The 22,444-nt window shown below is 45.1% G+C and carries 17 protein-coding genes; 9 read left to right on the top strand and 8 right to left on the bottom strand.

Annotated elements, in window-relative coordinates; all coding sequences use genetic code 11:
* Positions 1-90: 90 nt before the first annotated feature.
* The 4 genes from HMPREF0671_RS05470 to HMPREF0671_RS05455 are packed head-to-tail and all read right to left on the bottom strand — an operon-like array spanning position 91 to position 8,247.
* A complete protein-coding gene (locus HMPREF0671_RS05470; RefSeq protein WP_036897718.1) occupies positions 91-2,583 on the bottom strand; it encodes a zinc-dependent metalloprotease in 2,493 nt (830 codons plus the stop codon).
* A gap of 10 nt (positions 2,584-2,593) precedes the next feature.
* Positions 2,594-3,514 carry a hypothetical protein gene (locus tag HMPREF0671_RS05465; protein WP_036897715.1) on the bottom strand — a complete coding sequence of 307 codons (921 nt, stop codon included), beginning with the start codon at positions 3,512-3,514 and terminating at the stop codon, positions 2,594-2,596.
* Between the two features lie 14 nt (positions 3,515-3,528).
* Positions 3,529-4,959: a RagB/SusD family nutrient uptake outer membrane protein gene (locus HMPREF0671_RS05460; RefSeq protein WP_052052859.1), complete on the bottom strand. Its 1,431-nt coding sequence runs from the start codon at positions 4,957-4,959 to the stop codon at positions 3,529-3,531.
* Positions 4,960-4,974: 15 nt separating this feature from the next.
* Positions 4,975-8,247 (bottom strand): SusC/RagA family TonB-linked outer membrane protein, encoded by a 3,273-nt coding sequence (locus tag HMPREF0671_RS05455; protein WP_036897712.1) that lies wholly within the window; start codon positions 8,245-8,247, stop codon positions 4,975-4,977.
* A gap of 356 nt (positions 8,248-8,603) precedes the next feature.
* On the opposite strand from HMPREF0671_RS05455, the gene metK reads away from it, so the two are divergent.
* The 9 genes from metK (at position 8,604) to HMPREF0671_RS05410 (ending at position 15,887) form a co-directional block, all read left to right on the top strand.
* Positions 8,604-9,878 (top strand): methionine adenosyltransferase, encoded by a 1,275-nt coding sequence (metK, locus tag HMPREF0671_RS05450; RefSeq protein ID WP_036897708.1) that lies wholly within the window; start codon positions 8,604-8,606, stop codon positions 9,876-9,878.
* Positions 9,879-9,890: 12 nt separating this feature from the next.
* Complete coding sequence (locus tag HMPREF0671_RS05445; protein WP_036897705.1) at positions 9,891-10,913, top strand: DUF4271 domain-containing protein; 1,023 nt, start codon at positions 9,891-9,893, stop codon at positions 10,911-10,913.
* 11 nt (positions 10,914-10,924) lie between these two features.
* Positions 10,925-11,668, top strand: a complete 744-nt coding sequence (locus HMPREF0671_RS05440) for a uroporphyrinogen-III synthase (RefSeq protein ID WP_036897702.1) — start codon at positions 10,925-10,927, stop codon at positions 11,666-11,668.
* 22 nt (positions 11,669-11,690) lie between these two features.
* Complete coding sequence (locus tag HMPREF0671_RS05435) at positions 11,691-12,098, top strand: ribonuclease P protein component (RefSeq protein ID WP_036897700.1); 408 nt, start codon at positions 11,691-11,693, stop codon at positions 12,096-12,098.
* A complete protein-coding gene (yidD, locus tag HMPREF0671_RS05430) occupies positions 12,095-12,346 on the top strand; it encodes a membrane protein insertion efficiency factor YidD (RefSeq protein WP_036897697.1) in 252 nt (83 codons plus the stop codon). Before HMPREF0671_RS05435 ends, yidD begins: the two co-directional genes overlap by 4 nt.
* Positions 12,347-12,515: 169 nt before the next feature.
* Positions 12,516-13,817, top strand: coding sequence for a tyrosine--tRNA ligase (tyrS, locus tag HMPREF0671_RS05425; protein WP_036897694.1), 1,302 nt, complete (start codon positions 12,516-12,518; stop codon positions 13,815-13,817).
* A gap of 132 nt (positions 13,818-13,949) precedes the next feature.
* Positions 13,950-14,402 carry a hypothetical protein gene (locus HMPREF0671_RS12205; protein WP_198025882.1) on the top strand — a complete coding sequence of 151 codons (453 nt, stop codon included), beginning with the start codon at positions 13,950-13,952 and terminating at the stop codon, positions 14,400-14,402.
* A 56-nt stretch (positions 14,403-14,458) separates the two neighbouring features.
* The gene (locus HMPREF0671_RS05415) at positions 14,459-14,782 is read left to right on the top strand and encodes a hypothetical protein (RefSeq protein ID WP_036897688.1); all 324 of its coding nucleotides are present in this window, start codon (positions 14,459-14,461) and stop codon (positions 14,780-14,782) included.
* 10 nt (positions 14,783-14,792) lie between these two features.
* Complete coding sequence (locus tag HMPREF0671_RS05410; protein WP_036897685.1) at positions 14,793-15,887, top strand: mannose-1-phosphate guanylyltransferase; 1,095 nt, start codon at positions 14,793-14,795, stop codon at positions 15,885-15,887.
* Here the strand turns inward: HMPREF0671_RS05410 and HMPREF0671_RS05405 are convergent, their stop codons facing one another.
* The 4 genes from HMPREF0671_RS05405 to HMPREF0671_RS05390 all read right to left on the bottom strand — a co-directional run bounded on the left by HMPREF0671_RS05405 (position 15,888) and on the right by HMPREF0671_RS05390 (position 21,579).
* Entirely contained in the window at positions 15,888-16,883 is a 996-nt protein-coding gene (locus HMPREF0671_RS05405; RefSeq protein ID WP_036897682.1) for a YqiA/YcfP family alpha/beta fold hydrolase, read from the bottom strand.
* Positions 16,884-17,134: 251 nt separating this feature from the next.
* A complete protein-coding gene (locus HMPREF0671_RS05400; protein WP_036897679.1) occupies positions 17,135-19,180 on the bottom strand; it encodes a cytochrome c biogenesis protein CcdA in 2,046 nt (681 codons plus the stop codon).
* Positions 19,181-19,323: 143 nt separating this feature from the next.
* Entirely contained in the window at positions 19,324-20,214 is an 891-nt protein-coding gene (locus HMPREF0671_RS05395; RefSeq protein WP_036897676.1) for a helix-hairpin-helix domain-containing protein, read from the bottom strand.
* 6 nt (positions 20,215-20,220) lie between these two features.
* Positions 20,221-21,579 (bottom strand): sodium-dependent transporter, encoded by a 1,359-nt coding sequence (locus HMPREF0671_RS05390; protein WP_036897673.1) that lies wholly within the window; start codon positions 21,577-21,579, stop codon positions 20,221-20,223.
* Positions 21,580-22,444 lie beyond the last annotated feature (865 nt).

The raw sequence follows: 22,444 nt of genomic DNA, 5'->3' as shown, positions 1-22,444 counted from the left end.
ATGTATCCCTCCGAATGGGGATGAGATTCAATCAGAATATAAAAAAAGCCCGGCTCCATGAAGAGTCGGGCTTTTTACATTCATAAAATCTTATTTTAATGCTGCATTGACATCGCTATAAAGGGCGTCGTAATGGGCACGAAGCATCTTGCTAGAGGCTGAAACACGCAAACGCCCCAGCAGTTTCTTGAGGTCGAGCGCAAGCCCTTGGGTTACCGGAGTGCGAATCATGCGGAAGTCTTCCAATGGATCGAACTCGAAGAATGACTTAGAACCGCGGTCGAGATTGTCGTGTATACCGCATACATGGGGCTGAGAAGCAAAGAAAGCAGAACCTGATAGCGACTTCTTTTCTTGCTTGGCAGAGAGTGCACGCAGCAAACTATTGACATAAACGATTTGCAACTGACGCTCGTAGAGATTAGGTACAGCATTGCGTAAGCTCTTAGCCCACACGAAACGATACACTTCGTCCATCATTTCTTGATAGGTATAGGCCTTGGTTGGCTCCATCTGCTCAAACAGCGAGAGCGCTGTGGCCACCGGACCGGCAAACAAACTCTTCAAGAAACGGGCTTGCATGTTGCTGACCGACTGTATGCGACCGGTCTTTTCAACAATACTCTTGTCGTTATACCAGTTAGGTAGGTCGGCTATGTTGCGCAAAACAAATTGCAATGCACGCTTCTGTGTGTTGCGATCGGTAAAACGGAAGTTGGGCTTACCATCTCCTGCGACAGGCTCATCCATATAGATACTGCCCACATACATCACTGCATGATAGATCTCGCGTTGTAGTTGTTCGGCCACTTCGTTGTGTGCTTCCTGCAAACGCTTGTAATCTTTGCCATCCTCTACACACCATTCTGCAAGATGTTTCACGATATACTTGAGATTCTTAATGCCATATTCACCAGCCTTGACAGCGTCATCGCCCAAGTCTTCTGACTGACAACTGGGGTCTACAGAGTTGAAGAAATACTGTTGACCATAGAGATACATCGGATTGTTTTCCTTCTCTCTAATCCATTTATTCAGTGTTGGCAATTCGTCTTCAGGCGTCACTGCACCGGGAATAGGCTTATATCCCCATGCAATGGCATATGAATCGTATACTCCTAATGGCGGAGGCAGCAGGTTGACTCCCTTATCTCCGGGCTGCGCCACATAATTATAGCGGGCATAATCCATGATAGACGGGGTGGTACCATACTTCTGTGTGAATGTAGCAGAGCGTAAAGAGTCGACCGGAATGGTGGCAGAAGCTCGGAAATTGTGCAAGAGTCCAAGGGTGTGACCCACTTCATGAGTAGCCACATACCGTAGAGAACTACCTGTCAACTCGTCGTCGAGAACACGCTTTCTCACCTTAGGATCGACCGCAGCAGTTTGTACAAAGCGCCAGTTATGCAGCAGTTTTACACTATTGAAGTAAAAGAGTACGTCTCCTTGAATAATCTCTCCGGAACGTGGATCGGATGCGCATGGCCCCACAGAGTTCTCAACATTGGTCGTAATCATACGATAACAATTGTATCGAATATCATCGGGATCGAAGTTAGGATCGTCTTTTGGATAGTCACGTACTTGCATCACGTTCTTGTATCCAATCTTTTCGAAAGCCTTATTCCATTCCAATACACCTTCTTTAATATAGGGTGCCCACTTGCGAGGGATGGCTGTATCGATGTAAAACACGATGGGGTTCTTGACTTCGGTGAGCTTTCCTTGAGCAAAAGCAGCACTATCTACAGGTTCCAAGTTCCAACGTTTGATATACGAAACAGGCACAACACCATCGTTACGGTCGCTGAAATACTCCTTTTTCTCATCGAAATAACCGATTCGAGGGTCTGCCAAACGTGGGCGCATAGGCTTCTCTGGTAAGAGAATAATGTTGCGCGTCATGGTCACAGTGAACGGTTCGTTGCGCGAAGTGTAGCCCATTTGCGACTTCACCTGCAAATTCTTGGGGAACGATTTAGCCCCAATAATCACGCAAAGGTCGCTAATCGGACTGCCCATCTGTGTGGCTTGAGGAACTCCGGTCTTAAAAGGATTGAGTTCTTCTATGCTTGAAGTAAAGAGCGATTCCATATCTACTAGAAGAGTAGAATCATTGGTTTCCTTGATTTTATACGACTTCCAGATGGGCGCAATGAAGTTTCTATCAAACGAAGCTTGCAAAGATGAGTTGGGATCGCAGATGTTTTTAGACGACTTCTTATGGATATAGAGTCTTTTGCCTTGGGTAGAAAGCGTAATGAGGACAGGCGAATGAGGCATCTCTCCGGCCACCGTGCTAGAGTTATTGCTTGTCGTCGATACACGCGAAGTGAGCAACAAGTCTTTCCCCAACAACGATTTGGGAATGGCAAATAGATATTCACCCTCTTTCTCATAGGCGGTAATGAGTCCGGGATGCGCTTTATAGCCGGCTACAGCCTTGCTATAACCGCTGACAGAAGTCATCTCTTGCTTCTCGGAAGCGTCTTTCTTATTAGTTTTCTTCTTACTGTTTGCAGGAGCCACGCATAACATTGCACACAATGCTATGCCTGCTCCTCTCCATAAAATATTCATTTTATTCTATTTAGGGTAATTTTTCAATGTCGTAACCATCGCATTTCAAGAATGCCTCTTTCAAGATGTCATACTTCTCTTTCATCTTGGAATACTTGGCAATGAGTGCATCTCGCTCTGCCTTGGGCGTACTGAAGATGAATGCTACCCACTGTCTGCGATCGGTATCTTCATCAGGAAGCTCTATCCACCACGACGACCACTCTTTATCATAGAATGTTGTACGATGGTTATAGCTGATAAATCCCAATGTATGATAGTCCAAGTCATCGGGCTGTGTCTCTTCTGTAACCTTACCAAAGGCTTTTGATTCACCTGCTTCTTTCTTAAAATATTCTCGGTTTACATCCGAGAATGCCTCTGGAATAGAGAATGCAGATTTCACTTCCCACAAGTAATCCATCCAATAGCGAGAGTTAATATCACCCTCGATGTCGCGCTTTTGAGCCTCTGTATAGCTGCCCATTTCTTTGCGAACACCTCCTAATGCGAGGAAACGATTGGCAACATAGGAGTGATAATAAGGTCTGCCGGTCTCTTGACCAAGGAAGAATATGCTGTCGGCCAGCAAGACCGAGAATGGCATATACTTCTTCTTGAATTCCTCAGAATAGTGATTCAAGAACATATCATCAAGCATCTTGATACCCTTCTTGATGAGTTCGGGGCTTTGTTCAGGAGCCGTGATGAGCAGATTATTCTTCTTTTGGAAGTTATATTTGTAGTCGCGAGTAATAGGATTGGTAATCAGATACGTCTTATAATCGCGATACATCTCGAACTTACGGTGTTGAATAGGATCAGAAGTGTTATCTTCTACATTGTAGATAGGCTCTTCTATTTCGGCCGTCACATTGTCGTCGTTAGAACAAGAGACCGTTCCCAGAGTCAAAGCGACGCAAAGAGCCGATAAGATATATTTTGTATTCATACGTTACTATTGTTTTAGATGTTATTGAGTTCGCGTTCGGCACGTGGTACAGGCAATGTGTAGCGTGCGTCACCTTGCTTTAATACGTACTCTGTTTTTTGTCCTGAGACGGTGCTAGAAGAGTATGTATGTTTCAATTCAGGGCATCCCCAACGGCGAAGGTCGAACCAACGCAAGCCCTCGAAGCACAATTCTTTCCGACGTTCAGTACGAACTGCCTCTACTACCTTGTCTTTTTCGGTTATGGTTTCGGCCGTATATCCTTCAATACGCTTAGCTCGTACGGCATTCACATCATCCATAGCTTTGGCTCCTTGTCCCAATTCGGCATAAGCTTCAGCACGATTCAAGTAAACTTCAGAGAGATGGAAGTTGCCCGGATTAATATTCTTTGAACCAAGATTATAGTATTTGAACGGCTTTACATCTTTGGATGTAGGGCTACTAAAGAAACTCATACGACGCTTATCCTTCTTATCATACATGTTAAGAAGTTCCATGTTAACCTTGAAGGTCCCACGAGTACCATTAGTGGCAGAAATATAATTGGCTAATTTATAAGCTGCCTGAGAACCGTATGAAAAGAAAATCTCTTTATTAGAACCATCGTAGAATCGTTTAGTCCTGTCCGTAAGTGTACTTAAGTCGTGCAATTCTATCCCATTCTTTCCTATCAAGTCACTTGTCACATTAACCACTTCTTGAAATTCTTTACCATATAATAATACACGAGAGAGCAGCAATTGGACAGCACTAAGGTTGGGGCGGAAGATTGTTTTAGACATACCCGACGACTTAAATAGCTTGACGGCTTCAGTCAAGTCACTTTTCATGAGGACATAAACCTCCTGTAGAGTGGCACGTTGCAGTTTCTTATTCTCTACACTGATAGCAGTATTGATTGGCACACCAGCAGTCTTACTTGCTTGTTCAGCACTTTCATACGGCTTAGCATAGGTGTTTGCTAACATATAATACGACCACGCACGGATAAAACGAGCCTCAGCTTCCAAATCATCTTTTTCGTTTTGCGTGCCTGACATCTCATTCAAGCGATCCAACACGATATTCGTAATCAAGATACGATGGTAACATACACTCCACATATTATCATCTCTGATTGTATTATTGAAGTCTATCTCAGGATCTTCTTGCCATGTATAGTAGCCCCAAGTCTGCTCACGCGTATCCTGTGTGTCCTTGCGACGTACATTAACTTTCTCACCTATGTCGTCGGTCATCATATCCAAATACTCCCCAAGCATCACGCCATTGCTCTTACCTTGGTTCAATGCCTCACCGGCAATAAACTCACGGTAGTCACCAACAGTCTTAGGGATATATAAATCTTGTGATTTTTCATCGAGCAACTTATCACAAGAGGTCAACATCAGTGCTCCATAAACGAGGAGAGCCGTGCTATATATGATATGTTTGATATTCATTGTATGTACTTTTTATTAGAATGTAAGACTCAACTGGCAAGAATATCCCGTACGTGGAGGGATGGTTCCTGAAGTCAATGATAACTGTTCGGGGTCACGACCTTTCAACTTGCTATCCTTGATAACGAACAGGTTGCTGGTCTCGAATGTAATGTTTCCACTCCTCACATGGATGCGCGAGAGGATATTAGTAGGAATCTCATAGCGTAAGCTAATAGAACGACAGCGCAAGAAACTACCCGAAGCCACACGAATGTCGCTCTTGTTGTACATATCCCAACGGTTATCCGCTATAGAATACTTACGCTCGTAAGGAGCAAAACGCATTGGATTATCAGACAAAACAGGTATATTCGTCTTGGCTTCATCACCCGCCTGCTGCCAGCGATCTACGAATTCTTTCGACATATTCTGCTGCGGGAAGGGTAAACCCTGACCATTAGAAGCATACAAATCGTTGAGACGAATCTTATTACCGAATCCAAATGAGAACAAAGCATTCAGTGTAAAGCTCTTATAACGGATGGAAGAAGAGAATCCACCGGTCAAGTCGGCCTCACGTTTACCCGAATATACGAAAGCAGCATCGTATGCTTCCTGTAGACTATTGATGGTTCGTTTACCATCTGTATCAACTTCCGACTCACCATAGAAGGTGGGTAAGCCTGTTTTTGGATCCAATCCTTTGAAGCGATATGAGAACAAACTGTTTACGGCATAGCCATTCTTAACCAACGTTCCATTGATATAATCTTGCCAAGTTGGTTCTACGTCGCCCTCATTCGTAATCTTATTATAGTTCTTACCCGTATTGAACGACAAACTCCATGTGACATTTTTGGTGCGAACAGGAATCACATTCAAAGCTAATTCCCATCCTTTGTTCTCTATATCGCCCTCGTTCATGGCCACAGCACTGGCTCCATTAGAGGGAGCAATATTGCGCAACACAATTTGGTCGTAACCTTTCTTGCGGTATATATCCAACGTACCAGATACGCGATAGTCGAAGAATGAGAAATCGAGACCAAGGTTATAAGAAACCGTCTTCTCCCAATGTAGATGGTCGTTAGGCAACTGTTTCAGTGTAGACACATATTCACCGAGGGTACCATTGTAGTTTTCTTGTCTTACAATCAAGTAGGGAGTCTGACTCGGATGCACGTTTCCTTGAACACCATACGAAGCACGTACGGCAAATTCATTCAACAAATTCTGATTCTTTAAGAACTTTTCGTTGTGCATATTCCAACGAGCCGAAGCCGACCACACTGGCAAGAAGCGTACGCTCTTGTCCTGTCCGAAACGATTGGAGCCATCGGCACGTATATTGAAATTGGCGATATAACGATTGTCGTAGGTATAAGTAGCCACACCATACATAGACACCACATTATTCGTGTTGTCAATAATAGTCATCGGATTGTTTTGCAAAGCCTTAGCATATCCTTTATATGTAGTTACATCTATATCAGCAAAAGTCTTTCCACGGAATGGCATGTAACCCAAATAACGTCCAGAATGACTATTATTTTTCACCGAAATGATTTCGTTACCAACCAAAGCATAGAGTTGATGAACTTTATTAAAAGTCTTATTAAAAGCGGCTTCGTTACGGAATGTGTAGCGAGTAGAGGATGTATTGGTATACTTCAACTCTCCTCCTAATGGGATAATCGCATCATCATAATAGGTTTCATTGCCCCTAATGATAGTTCCAAATGGCACTAAACGGAATCTTGAGATATAGAAGCTATGTTCGTCAGCCCAATTCTCTTGGTCGCTTGAGTTGTGACTAATACCTGCCAAAGAACTCAACTTCAACCATTCCCAAGGACGATATACCAATTGTGCAGTCAGCGAGGTGGTATGCTTCTTGATGTTCTGTCCCGTAGTCTCCAACTCATTGAAGATATTAAAGGGCAATGAGGCATAGTTTGTCTTCTCTTGGTTATAGTACAGATAGTCGCCATTGGCATTGTATGCCGGTATGGCTCTTGATGTACGGTAGGCGTAGTCGAGCAGTGAGACACTGTTATGTGGATAGTCTGAATTGCTGGAACTTGCATTGAAATTCACCGTAGCATCCAAGTTATGAGTCAACTGGATGTTGAACTTGGCCAATCCTGTGAGACGATTCATCTTTTCATAACTATTCGTACCTTGCTGATTCAGATAACTCAACGACACATAGTAGTCCATCTTCTTACCCGAACCCGACACAGAAACAGAGTGCTGCTGCGAAAATGCGTTGCGGAAAAGCATGTCCATCCAATCGGTATTCAACTCTTTCAGCGCCTTCACATTGTTACGGAAGGTATCATAGTCAATTTCCTTGTTCCAAAGCTTCTGCAATTCGCCTTCGTAACCAATGTTGGTTGGACGGAAAGTAGAGAACTCCAAGCCACGTGCCACCATTTCTTCCGACATCTCCACGCGCTCTTTCGAATTCATCAGATTGAGGATACTGTAGCTCGGAGCCAGCGTCAGTCCGAAGTTGGTCTTATATGATATGGTAGGACGTTCGCCTCTACCGCGCTTCGTAGTCACCACGATGACACCGTTAGCAGCTTTCACACCATAGATAGCCGTAGCACTTACGTCTTTCAAAATGTCAATACGCTCAATGTCATCAGGGTTCAATCCCGAAATAGCATTACCGATGAAGTTTACATTATCAATATTGTTCAACTCTTCGGTCGTCACGTTGACAGGCTCATCAAGCACGATACCGTCAACCACCCATACCGGTTCACGGTTACCGGTAATAGACGATGAACCACGAATACGAATCTTAGGTGCTACACCTACGGTTGCCGAACTGTTCATAACCGATACTCCGGCCACGCGGCCTTGCAACATTTGGTCGATAGAGTTGGTCGATGGAGTTGCCAATTCTTTCATGTTCATGCTGGTGATGGCACTCGACAACTTGCGCTTGTCTATCTGTTGATAACCGGTTACCACCACATTCTCCAAAGAATATGCTGATTCCTTCAATGTCACCTTGAAATTCTTCTCCCCACTCCACTTCGTTATCAAATCTTCCATACCTACATATGTGAAGCGAAGTTGGGTAGGTTTCTTACTTACTTGCAGCGAGAATTCACCATCGACATTGGTCAATGCCTTCTTGGTTCCATTCACTACACTCACCGTAACGCCCGGTAACGGCTCGTTGCTTGTATCAACTACCGTACCTTTAATGACGAATACGTCGGCCGCATGCACCTGAATCAACATCAAGCACATGAGTAACATACTAAATAAAAGTCTCCTTTTTACCATATTATATATACAATCTTAGAAATATGTCCACGGAGTGATAGATAAACACCATGTCATCAATCACTGATGGCTCCTTGATTACTTTATTCTATTTTGCAAAATTAAACATTATTCCTAGTATTTACAAGATATTTTAAACTTTTCGATGCATATATATACGATTCTGTCTCTTTTTGACAGATTTAACTATTATAGAGCGATAAAACTTGCTATGAATTAACAACAAGAGACCTCCCTCCCCATCAACGATTCTTTTAAATTCTTTGTCCGTGTCAACGAATTGTCGTAACTTTGCACATTCAAAGTTATGTAACGCATACTTCAGGTGTATGCATATTTAGAAAGGAAGTTATAACATGTCTTATTTATTCTCTTCAGAATCAGTTTCAGAGGGACATCCTGACAAGGTGTCCGACCAAATATCCGATGCTCTGCTCGACCAATTCTTGGCTTACGACCCTCAAGCACGCTGTGCCATCGAGTCGTTCTGCACCACTGGTCAGGTAGTTATCATGGGCGAGGTACGTTCAGAGGCTTATGTCGATCTGCCAACCATCACACGCCGAACCATCGAGAAGATTGGTTATAGCAAAGCCGAATACCAGTTCGACTACAATTCTTGCGGTATTCTCTCGGCCATCCACGAACAGAGCGACGACATCAACCGTGGTGTCGACCGCCAAAACGAGGAAGAACAGGGTGCCGGCGACCAAGGTATGATGTTCGGATATGCTGTCAACGAGACCGAAAACTACATGCCTGTATCGCTCGACTTGGCTCACTTGCTGATGATTGAGCTTGCCGAGATTCGCAAGGAAGGCAAGCTGATGACCTATCTGCGCCCCGACTCAAAGAGCCAAGTGACCATCGAGTACAGCGACGACAACATCCCACAGCGCATAGACACGATTGTGGTGAGCACACAACACGACGATTTTATCAAGAAAGTCGACGGAACAGACGACGATGAAGCCATGTTGGCCAAGATACGAGAGGATGTAAAGAACATCCTTATACCCCGTGTAAAGGCTCGTTGTGGCGAGAAAGTACTGGCATTATTCAATGACAACATCAAGTATTTCGTCAATCCTACGGGTAAATTCGTTATCGGTGGTCCCCACGGAGACACCGGCTTGACCGGCCGAAAGATTATCGTTGACACTTACGGAGGCAAGGGTGCACACGGCGGTGGAGCTTTCTCTGGCAAGGATTCCAGCAAGGTGGACCGCTCGGCAGCCTATGCCGTACGCCACATCGCGAAGAACATGGTGGCAGCAGGCGTTGCCGATGAGATGTTGGTACAGGTAAGTTACGCCATCGGTGTGGCTAAGCCGGTGAACATCTACGTCAACACCTACGGTCGCAGCCATGTAAACATGAGCGACGGAGAGATTGCCAAGAAGATAGAGGAATTGTTCGACCTGCGTCCGAAAGCCATTGAACGCAATCTCAAACTGCGCCAACCCATGTATTTGGAGACCGCTGCTTACGGCCACATGGGTCGCAAGAACGAGATGGTAAAGAAGACTTTCAGCAGTCGTTATCACGAAACATGCACCATCGACGTGGAACTTTTCACATGGGAGAAACTCGACCGCGTGGCCGACATCAAACGCGTGTTCAATCTCTAAGTCTATCTCGTCATGTGGCAACAGGCAGATTCTACCGCATTAGTGGAACAAGAAGCGCAGTCGGTACCCACCACTGCGCGACAGCACAAACAACTCACACCGGCTCAGGTGTTGAGTTGGTTGCCAAAAAACGCCACACCCGAACAGCAAGACTCTGCCATTCAAGCCCATATCAAACCCTCTGAGATTCATTGGAGCAATGAACCCGACACCTTACATCTACCGGGGCATCCTGTTGGACGAAGTTTTCGCGATGTAAGTCTGCCAAAATATTACAAGGAGTCGTTCTTTTCAAAAGACTCATTGTTCCATCCCGAACTGCAAGGAGGGCGTCCCGGAGTAGCTGGCGACCCCGTTCCTTACACCATAGCCGGCGACAATCTCATTACCAGCATCCTTCTTGGATGTTTTATCTTGACGATGTTAGCGTTCTCACAATCGCGCCGTTTCATCTTCAGACAAACCAGAAATTTCTTCTATGTGCAGCATAGCGACCGGCCGACAGCTCTCACCGAGACCGGTGGAGAGATGCGATTCCAAATCTTTCTCATCCTCCAGACCTGCTTGCTCATATCCTTACTCTACTTCTTCTATTCCAAAGCGCAACTCAACGACACGTTCGTCATTGAGCAATACCAAGTCATAGGCATTTACACAGGTTCTATAGCGGGATACTTTCTGCTCAAAGTCATCCTCTATTCATTTATCAATTGGGTGTTCTTCGACCGCCGACGAAACATACAATGGATACATTCCTACCTCTTCATCGGAGCCATGGAAGGAGTCTTATTATTCCCTGCCATCATGCTCTTGGCATTCTTCAACTTGTCGGTATCTACAATTTCAATTTATATAATAGTCGTGTTGGCTTTATTGAAATTGTTACTATTCTATAAGTCCTACATTATCTTTTTTAGAGAAAGAGCCGTTTTTGTGCATTTTTTTTTGTACTTTTGTGCCCTTGAAATCCTACCACTGCTTGCCATCTGGGGAGCATTGGTGACAATGAATGGATATTTGAAAATTAATTTTTAGGACACAGAACGATGAAGAAGATATTAATCTCTCAGCCCAAGCCTTCCAGCGAGAAGTCTCCTTATTATGATATTGCGAAAGAATATGGCGTAGAACTCGTGTTCCGTCCATTTGTCAGGGTCGAGGGAATATCCAGCCGTGAGTTCCGTCAACAAAAGATTAGCATCTTAGATTATACTGCTGTGGTGTTCACATCACGTCATGCCATAGACAATTATTTCCAATTGGCCAAAGAACTCCGTGTTACCATCCCCGAAGAAATGAAGTATTTCTGCGTCACAGAGACCATTGCACTCTACATACAGAAGTACACCCAGTATCGCAAACGCAAGATATTCTTCGGCTCTACGGGCAAAATTGACGACCTCATCCCTACGATGGTGAAGCATAAAAACGAGAAATACCTCGTTCCGATGAGCGATGTACACACCGACACGATACAGAAATTGCTCGATGCAAAGAATCTCAAGCATACTGAATGTGTAATGTATCGCACCGTAAGCGACGACTTGACCGAAGAAGAAGTAAAGAACTTCGACTACAGTATGGTCATCTTTGTGAGTCCTACCGGCGTGAAATCACTCGCTACTAGCATGCCCGACTTCAAAAATCGTGGTATCCATGTAGGTGCGTTCGGTCCTGCTACCGCTGCAGCAGTGAAGGAAGAGGGCTACAATCTTGACTTCATGGCTCCGTCAAAAGAGTATCCTTCCATGACTAGTGCACTTCAGGCATTCCTGAAAAAGAATAAATAAACCGGATTAAATTCCTACCCTTATGGCCGAATGCCGTCCTCAGACGTTGACGAAGGCAGAGCGACTATCCAGTAAAAAACAGATAGACAAGCTCTTTTTGGGTGGGCAGAGCCGCTCTATGTCGGCCTACCCACTACGGATAGTCTATATGGTTGAGGAACTGGAAGAACCTGTTGAGGACGCACAAGTAGCCATTTTGGTAAGCGTACCAAAGCGTTGCTTTAAGCGAGCAGTCAAACGCAACCGCGTCAAAAGACAAGTTCGCGAAGCATACAGGCGCAATAAATACACTGTTATAGACCGTTTAGCCGGGCAGCCCAATCGTCGTGTGAGTCTGGCTTTCATTTGGTTAAGCGACACATTAGCCGAAAGTAAGTTGGTAGAACAGCGTGTATGCAACCTATTGACGCGTGTGGCAGAGAAGTTATGAGTACCATCAAAGACATCTTTCACACACTGTTGCACGTTTTGGGTTGGCTTCTGATACTACCCATCCGTTTCTATCAAGCGGCTATCAGCCCCTACACACCACCCTCATGTCGCTTCACGCCTACCTGTTCCGAGTATGCCCGGCAAGCCATCTTGAAGCATGGTCCTTTCAAAGGAGTCGCCTTGGCCATTTGGCGTATTCTGCGTTGCACCCCATGGGGAGGCAGTGGATACGACCCGGTACCCTGAAATACTAAATGAAGAATTGACAATGGATAATTTAAAATTATAAATTGACAATCTGAAAACGACTCGTAAGACTGGAAGAAATAACATTCAAACAAAATATTAACGTTTACAATCAATAAGAGACAAAAGGTTATCATTCTTACCAATTGTCAATTATCAACTATCAACTATGACAAAGAACTTCGTAGAAGAACTGAAATGGCGCGGTATGTTGGCACAGATGATGCCGGGTACCGAGGAGTTTTTGATGAAAGGAACAGTTTCGGCATATTTGGGAACCGACCCCACTGCCGACTCATTACATATCGGCCACCTCTGTGGTATCATGATGTTGCGCCACTTGCAACGCTGCGGCCACAAGCCATATATCCTCGTCGGTGGCGCCACGGGTATGATTGGAGACCCTTCAGGCAAAAGTCAGGAGCGCAATTTGCTTGATGCCAAAACCCTCTATCACAACCAAGAGGCTATTAAAGCACAGGTAGCTAAATTCCTTGACTTCGATTCTGCCGATGAGAATCGTGCCGAAATGGTGAACAACTACGACTGGATGAAAGACTTCACTTTCCTTGATTTCGCCCGCGAAGTGGGCAAACACATCACTGTCAACTACATGATGGCCAAGGATAGTGTGAAGAAACGCCTCAGCGGAGAAGCTAACGACGGTCTTTCTTTCACCGAGTTTACTTACCAATTGCTGCAAGGTTACGACTTCCTGCACCTCTATGAGAAGCATGGAGTGAAACTTCAGCTCGGTGGAAACGACCAATGGGGCAACATGACTACGGGTACCGAGCTTATTCGCCGTACCCTTGGCAACGAAGCAGAAGCTTTCTGCCTCACCTGTCCGCTCATCACCAAAGCCGACGGAAAGAAGTTTGGTAAGACCGAGAGCGGTAATATTTGGCTCGATCGCAACCGTACGACACCTTACGCATTCTATCAATTCTGGCTCAACGTGAGCGATGACGATGCTGAAAAGTACATCAAAATCTTCACAAGTCTTGATAAAGAGACCATCGACGCGCTCGTAGAAGAGCACAAGCAAGACCCCGGTCGTCGCATATTGCAGCGTCGTTTGGCCGAAGAAGTAACCACCATGGTTCACTCTCGCGAAGATTTGGAAATGGCTATCGAGGCAAGTAACATCCTCTTTGGCAAGGCAACGAAAGACAGTTTGGTGAAGCTCGACGAAGCAACGTTCCTCGATGTGTTCAGTGGTGTGCCCACCTATACCATCGACAGCAGCGTACTGGGACAGCCGGCTATCGAAATCTTCTGCCAAGAAGGTATGAATATCTTCCCCAGCAAGGGCGAGATGCGCAAGCTCGTTAAAGGTGGCGGTGTGTCGCTGAACAAAGAAAAGCTCACAGCTTTCGACCAAGTTGTCAGCACCGACGACCTTATCGACGGCAAATACTTGCTCGTACAAAAAGGTAAAAAGAACTACTTCCTCATCACAGTGAAGTAACATTATAGGAGTGTACCCATCATCCGCACCGTGGAGATAGGTACACTTTTGTTTTTATACATCCTCTCTATCCGTATTCCACTACTTAAAATGATTCATCTACACATCTTTAGGAACAATATTAACACATGGATGTTTTCCGTTATTCTACCCCTCATAACCTTTATATTCGCTAGTTCAGTCCATGCAACAACACCTAAAAAGGTTTCATCCAACACCGTTTACCTACGTCCGGGCAATATTGTTTTCATCCAACCCACGCGTGCCCAGCTCAATCATTGGATGGCTGTAGGTAATGCCGACGACCGGGAGACTATCCGCGACATGCGTTATTACGTGAACGAAGCCACCAAATACCTCGACGCTCAAGGCATTGCGAGTACCAAAGAGACCAGCAACAAAAAATTCATCTATGTCAACGGTGACCAAGAAGAGGTTGTAGACTTCCTGCCAGCGGATGCCGGCGGCATCGCTATCTTGTGTTCAAGCAAAGGCTACAAAGTCGTTTCGACCGTAGATTTCGTCCAGTCTTACACTCGTATTATGGACATTCAACCCTCCCAACAGCACTCTTCTTTAGAGTAAAACCTTTAAAACTTAATGATATAAGAGCAGCTTTATTAACCTTCATCATTACAATCATGGCTTTCACTTTTACCACCCCTGCAAAAGCAAAAAGTCCGAAGAGATTTTCTCCGAAAGCCATATTTCTGCATCCGGGAGATATAGCTTTCATTCTTCCAGCCTATGCACAAACCAAACGCTGGGATAAACAAGGGCTAGGCGACTTCTATATTGTAGCTGAGGATATGGATTATTATGGATACGAAGCCGTAAAATATCTAAAAGAAAACAAAACTCCTTTCATCAAAGTGCAAGTTACAAAATGCTTATTGTTTAATAAAAAAGTGAAAAAGCCTTGTTGGAGTGATTTTTATTCGTTACTTTCGTGGCAAGAACGATAATCGTACAAACATGGATAATGACCTTAGAAACAATTACTGCGTCATTCTAGCCGGTGGGAAAGGTCGAAGACTGTGGCCTTGCAGTCGTGAGAAACTTCCCAAACAATTCATTGATTTCTTTGGAACCGGACAAACCCAATTACAACAAACATACGAACGCATATCCCATATATTCCCTTTAGACCATATTTTTGTCAATACGAATATAGAATATGTCGACTTTGTCAGAGAACAATTGCCTCAATTGCCTCCTGATAATCTCATGGCTGAACCTATATGGCGTAATACTGCGCCCAGTGTAGCGTGGGCTGCACATCGCATAGCTCACATTAATCCCAATGCCAACTTGCTGGTTACGCCGTCCGACCAGATTGTCTTTCGCGAAGAGTTGTACCGTAAGAATATCTTGGAAGGATTGGATTTTGTGAGCAAAAACAATAGTTTGCTCACCATGGGTATTCGTCCTACGCGTCCCGAACCGGGTTATGGCTACATCCAAGTGGGTAATCCTGCCGATATGGAGGATGTCTACGAAGTGAAGACTTTTACCGAAAAGCCCGACCGCGAGTTTGCTCGTATGTTCATGGAGAGTGGCGAATGGTATTGGAACACTGGTCTTTTTCTTTGCAATTTGCAATATCTGAGCGTATGTTTTTATAAATTTCTGCCTGCTGTGTTGAGTACGTTAGACGAAGTAAAACCCAATTTCACCATCGAAGAAGAAAACGAATTTATCAACGAGAACTTCCCGTCGTATCCTAATATATCTATTGATTACGGCATTTTGGAGAAATCCGACCGAGTTTGTGTGATGATGTGCGACTTCGGTTGGGCCGATCTTGGCACGTGGCATGGTATCTATGAGGCGATGCAGAAGAGTCAAGACGATAATGTAGTCATTTCTTCCGACGTGTTATTAGACGAAAGTCACGGTAATATCATCAAGCTGCCAGAAGGTAAACTTGCTGTCATCAACGGGCTCGACGGCTTCATCGTAGCCGAACAAGACAATGTTTTATTAATTTGTAAGAAAGAAGATTCATCGGCACTCATCCGTAAATACGTCAGCGAAGTGCAGATGAAAAAAGGCGACGAGTACGTATAGTTACTGTCCGCCCAACCGTTCAAAGTAAACAATCACTTCCTCCCATGTCTTAAACTCGTCGGTAGCGAAAGGTATTACTGTTCCCATGAAGTCATCCAACGGCTCTGTCGCAATGAAATAATCGCCATAAAGCAGTTGTCGTTGATTGGTGAATACGACGCGATCGTGGGCCGGTGTAGAGATATATTGCTCTGTCCAGTCCTGCATTTGTGTGATAGCTTCATGATCGTTAGTAGGCGCCGAGGCCACAATATACACCGTATAATGCTCTATTAGGAAATCGTATGCCTTGTTAAAACTCGACTTCGGTTTGCCATACGAATCCTTCAGACATTCCTCACCTATATATATAATATTGCGTTCGCGTTTTTCCTGCCGGTCATCTATCCACCTTATCACGGGCAACACGCCACGCATAAAACTTCTATCCGTCATGCGATGTTCGCCATGGAAGTGGATGGCATGTCGATAATGGCTGCGAAAGAGGTCGAACGTATGCACCACCGGATCTTCATCACCGAACAACCCGTAGACACGTTCCTGTTCTTCGGGCAATACATGGGTAAAACATTGCCCCGTCACTTCGCGATATTCTTTCACCAAAGGCTTGTCTACGAAGAACTCCTGTACCCCGTCTTGGCGCGGATTTTGGAATATTTGCTTCCCCATCATATTGTGGTCGTGCATGGTCTGTCCCATTTCGAAGGCCGGATTTACCAAGATACGGTCATAGCCAGTGAGCATTTCGGCATACATACCACCCATTGATGTACCGATAATCAAGTCGGGTTGCTGTTCTTCGCACACCTTTCTCAATAGTTCCATCGCCTCTTGTGGGTGGATAGGCAGGTCGTATGCCAACACCGTAGACTGTGGTAACGCCTCTTGAATGCGCTTCACCGTACCCGATTGTGCCGACGACCCGAAGCCATGCACATACAAAATCTTCTTACCAACCATCAAGTCGGGATATTGTCTGATATAGGGATTTTCCATTGTTTTACTCATATCGTCTGCCAAAATTAATCATTTTCCACGAGACTGCACCAAACGTAAGGGCATAAAAAAAGGACTCCGCCGAGTCCAAACCTTTGTTAACCTTAAATCTAATACTATGAAAAACACGATGCAAAGATAGGGGTAAACCCCTAAAAAACAAAGTAATCATTACAATTGTTTGCGATAACAGCCACTTTCTTGACTTATATCAAGAAGGTGGCTGTTCTTTATAAGAGGCCTGTCACACTTTATTTAGATTTCTTCCGAGCCTTTTCCAATCCCTTGTTCAGGAAATCCAAGTAGTGGGATATATCCTTATCGTAGCTATAAGAGCGCGTCAGAGGCATTCCTTTAGCATCGAGCAACACATAGAAAGGCTGCGTATTGGCGCCGAACTTACTGCGTTGCAGATAACTCCACTTCTCTCCTACATTGCGCAGAGTACGCTTTTTCCCGTTTTCTACCACTTCCATCGGTTCGGCCAACGGCTTTCTATCGTCTACATAGAGCGAGATGAGGATGTAATCTTTCTTGAGTTTGTCGGCCACCACAGGGTCTGTCCATACGGCCAATTCCATATTTCGGCAGTTTGTACAGCCGAATCCGGTAAAGTCTATCATCACCGGTTTGCCCTGAGCTGCCGCTGCTGCCATGCCTTCTTCGTAGTCGGTATATTGCGCGCGCACCTCGTTATGGTACAGATTGAAGTCTTGTGTGAACATAGGAGGGGCAAAAGCGCTCACAGCCTTCAATGGTGCGCCCCACAGACCGGGTACCATATACACGGCGAAAGAGAGCGAAACAAGTCCCAGCATGATGCAGGGAACGGGCATAGCTGTGCTCGTTTGGTCGTCGTGAGGGAACTTCAGTTTGCCTATCAAGTACAATCCCAGCAATCCAAAGATGACTATCCACAGCGAGAGGAACACTTCGCGGTCGAGCAGATGCCATCCGTAAGCCATGTCGGCTACCGAGAAGAACTTCAGCGAGAAGGCTAGTTCGATGAATCCCAATGTCACTTTGATGATGTTCATCCATCCGCCCGATTTCGGTGCTTTATTCAACCAAGTGGGGAAAAGGGCGAAGAGTGTGAACGGAAGTGCCAAAGCCAAGGCAAATCCGAACATGCCGATAGCCGGTCCAAGGATGTTTTTCGCGTTAGAAACTTCCACCAACAAGAAGCCGATAATCGGTCCGGTGCACGAGAACGACACCAATGCCAGCGTGAAAGCCATCAAGAAAATGCTTAGTATTCCGCTGGTGTTGCTGGCCTTGGAGTCTACACTATTGGTCCAAGATGAGGGCAACGTGAGTTCAAACCAGCCGAAGAACGACAGCGCAAACACCACGAGCATCAAGAAGAAGAAGATGTTGAATCCTGCATCGGTGGCCAGTGCGTTGAGTGATGAGGCTCCAAACAAGCCTGTCACAATGAGGCCGAGCGACAGATAAATCACAATAATGGATATACCATAGAGTACGGCATCGCGCACACCACGGCTTTTGTCGCCTGCACGCTTGAGGAAGAAACTCACCGTCATGGGGATGATGGGCCACACACAGGGTGTAAACAGTGCCAACAATCCGCCTACAAACCCCATGAAGAAGATATAGAACCATGATTGATGAGCGGTATCTCCATTTAGTTTCTTCAGTTCTTTGATAACCGGTTTCCACAAGTCGGCTTTCACGTTTGATACAGGTGCAGCCGCCACGATGCTGTCTGCTTTAGTCGATTCAGCTACCTGTACCTTGCTTGTAGAGTCGGCTTTCGGTTGATTGGCAGGCACTAAGGCTGCTACATCGGCTGTTTCCGGTGCATCGGCCGGCCCATTTCCTTTAATATGATAGTCTACTTGGGTTGGTGGCAGACAGTTTTGGTCGTTGCAAGCGCCGTATTCCAACGAGCCTTTTACCTCGTAGGTCTTGCCTGTAATCTTAAATTTCTGAACGAAAGTCACAGCGTGTTCAAAGTAACGCAGGTTCATTTCAAACAACTTGTCGAACGTACTGATTTCCTTACCACGCGCCTGTAGCTTTCCTATCTTTTGTACACCGACGGCTTTATCCACTGCCAATGAGGCCGATATGGGGCCGTCTGATGGCAAACCGGTGGAATAGACGTGCCAACCGGCATCTATCTTTCCGGTGAAGACAAGGTCTACCTCTGTGGGCGAAACTTGTTTCTGTTGCACCGAGAAGTGTACCGGCTCTTGTATCTGAGCATGTATGGCAAGAGTAAATATCGCTAGAAAGAGTGTCAGCCAAGCCGACTTCCAATGAGTATGATTCATAATTTGCTACTTGTTTTGAGTTATATACCAAGCGAGCCCATGCTATGTGAAACGCTCACCATTTATTTTGTCAAGTTGCAAAAATACACAAAATAAGTGATAATCGTGCCCGACATGCCGAAAACATATCACACCTATTCAGTTTAGAAAGTTACGTAAGGGCGCAATCGTTCTATAGTTGTAGAACTGAACGAGCGCAGATGGTGCAAATCGTCGATGCTTTTCAGTGCCCCTTTCAACCGTCGGAAGTCCATAATCTCGCGTGCTTGGTAGAAGTTGATATATGGATGGCGTCGCATTTGGTTCAATGTGAGCGTGTTCAGATTGAGTTTTTCTACTGCGCTGTCGTCCACTTTGAAATAACTTATGGCCTCTTCGGGGAATCCTTCTATCTCTCTAAGTTGTTCTGTATGTGCAAAACCGCCCAGTCTCCGCCCGTAGTTCATGATTTGGCGAGCATAATAACTCCCCACTCCCGGTACTCGTTTCAGCATCAATGTGTCTGCTATGTTAAGTATCACGTGTTCTCCCGGTTTTAGTTTCATGGGGTAATCATGGAGTAAAGTGTCGCGATTGGTCGATTTGCCTACTAATAGTGGCTTCCCATAAAACTTGTCGGCAGGCTGATAATCTTCACCTATTATAATATAAGGACGTAGCGATTCATATTGTCCTTTGGTCAAACCATAGAGCCGAGCAAAGTCTTCCGGCTGCCGATAGACACCGCCTTTGGCACGATAACGATAAATGGCACGCACTTGCCATGGCTGCAATCCAAGTCGAAGCAGCTGTGTGCTGTCGGCCGTATTGGGATCGAAGGCAAATCGTTCGGGAACTTGATGAGGCTGGGTATAATACTTTGCCGATGTAGACTGCTCCGTTTTTACTTCTTTGTGAGCCTTGACTATAGGTTGAAGGGGTTCCTCTTTATCCATCAACAGGTATGCGCCGAATGCCATCACCACGATGGTGAGAATCGTAAGAAACACCTTTCGGTCGGATTTTTGGAAATAGAAAAACTCTCGCCAGCGCATAGTTCATCAAATAAAGCCCAACTGATGGAGAAAAATAGCCAATATACAGAGCGGACAAACAAACCGAACGGCAAAGAGATAGATGCCGAAGAAGCGTGTGCTTACCGTTCCCCAATTGGTGAATTCGTCGTATATCAGTGTGCGTGGGACATACCATCCGAGGAATATACAAGTAAAAAATCCGATGACAGGGAGGAATATCTGTCCCGTCACAAAGTCGAAGATGTCGAATATCGACATGCTTCCTATCCTCAAGAAATCTACTCCGCCTAGCGACAACGAGCAGAAACTGCCCACGATGATGGTGGCTATAGTCACGATGGTAGCACCTTTTTTACGACTGATGTGCATCTCCTCGAAGCAGAAAGCCGTACTTACTTCGTGCAGGGAGATGAGGCTTGTCAATGCAGCCAACGCCAACAAGGCATAGAAGAAAAGTGATACAAGCCAACCTAATGCAGGAAATCCGACAAAAGCTTGGTTGAAGACGTTGGGTAGGGTGATGAAGATGAGAGCCGGACCACTATCGGGATTCACACCGACAGAGAATGCTGCGGGGAATATCATGAGCCCGGCTAGGATGGCAACGAGTGTGTCTACCGCTGCCACTTGCACCGATGAGCGCAGTAGATTGGTTCGTCGACTGAAGTAAGAGGCATAGGTACAGATGCAACCCATGCCGATACTGAGCGAGTAGAACGACTGTCCGAGGGCGCCAAGAAATACGTTTTGATCTACCTTGGAGAAGTCGAGATTCAACAAATAGTTGATTCCTTTACCGGCATCGGGCAACAGACAAGAGGCCACAACGATGACCAATAGCAAGATAAACAGCACCGGCATGAAGAGCTTCGAAACCTTCTCAATACCGCCTCGCACCCCATGAATGATGACGCCATGAGTCATGAGCAGGATAGCGACGGTCCAAAAGATAGGACGGATAGGCGATTGTTCGAAATCAGAGAAATATTGTGCCACCATCGTAGGATCACCTTTCAATTCTCCCATGATAGAGGCGTAGATGTATTGCAGGCACCATCCCGACACCACAGCATAGTAACCGGTAATCAGAAAGCCCGTGATGACGCCCATATACCCCACCAATCGCCACGCTGTACCATTACCAAGCTTGGTGTAAGCACGTGCCATATTTGAGGCACTGTGCCTACCAATGATGAATTCCGACAATATACAAGGAATGCCGAGCAGCAAGATACAACCTAGATAAATGATGATAAAGGCTGCGCCACCATTCTGTCCGGTCATATAGGGAAAGCGCCATACATTGCCCAAACCTACTGCCGAGCCGGCTGTAGCAAGGATAACGCCCAGCTTACTACCAAAGTTTACTCTTTCTTCAGACATGTTTATGTTTTCGTTAAATATATTGCAAATTTAATGATAATATTCTGATTTGGTAACAATCTGCCAACCTTTTGTTTGTTTGTGCCTTGGGTTTATAGAACTATTCTGAAGATTTTTTCTTTTCATATGCTTCCTGTTCTTCATAGGTAGTGATGTGGAACAGCTTCATAAGTGGAGTACTTGTTAGTATTCTTCGTTTGTGTGGTCTCGCTTTCCGATGATTGGTGTTTCTGCCTAATGTATCGGCTAGTATAGAGAGTAGCCGATGTGCGACTATGTAACAGATACCCTTTGAACAAGAAAACTCTTAAGTAGCATCTGTAAGCTGATTTTTGTCTTTGTCGCGGAGCGACTATAGATGAATAACCGCGGACGAAGTCCGTGGAAAACGTATAATGCTCAAGAGTCAGTGCCGAAGGTACTGAATATGAATATCGTGTAAGGAGGGTGCGGAAGTCATCCGTATTGAGTACCTCTCGGCACTCATTTTCTTTGTCGATACTATTTCCCAGTGGTAATAAACCACCGGTTATTCGTCTTTAGTCGTTTCGCGACATATAGCTTTCTGTTTGTGTCTGTCTTTCTATTCCAACATATTCTATCCATGTAGAAGAGAGGTACTGTCCTATAAAAGTGTGTAAGCTCCTTTTTTCTTATCTTTGTATTTGTAAACTATAAAAAAGAAAAAACAATGGAACTTACATATTCGCAAATTTCGGAAATTCTTTCGAATTACACAAGTAGTAGTGAGGGTTTTGTTACCCTTCAGTCTTTAATCATGAACTTCGCTCCATGATTGAAAATAAGCCCCCAAAAAGGAGTGAGTCTCTCAGATTTAATTTGTATCTTTGCCATGTCTATCGTC

The organism is Prevotella sp. S7 MS 2, from assembly GCF_000762865.1.
In the GTDB taxonomy this organism is placed as follows: Bacteria; Bacteroidota; Bacteroidia; order Bacteroidales; family Bacteroidaceae; genus Prevotella.
The sequence above is the reverse complement of the archived record's forward strand: the minus strand, read 5'-3'. Positions and strand labels throughout refer to the sequence as shown.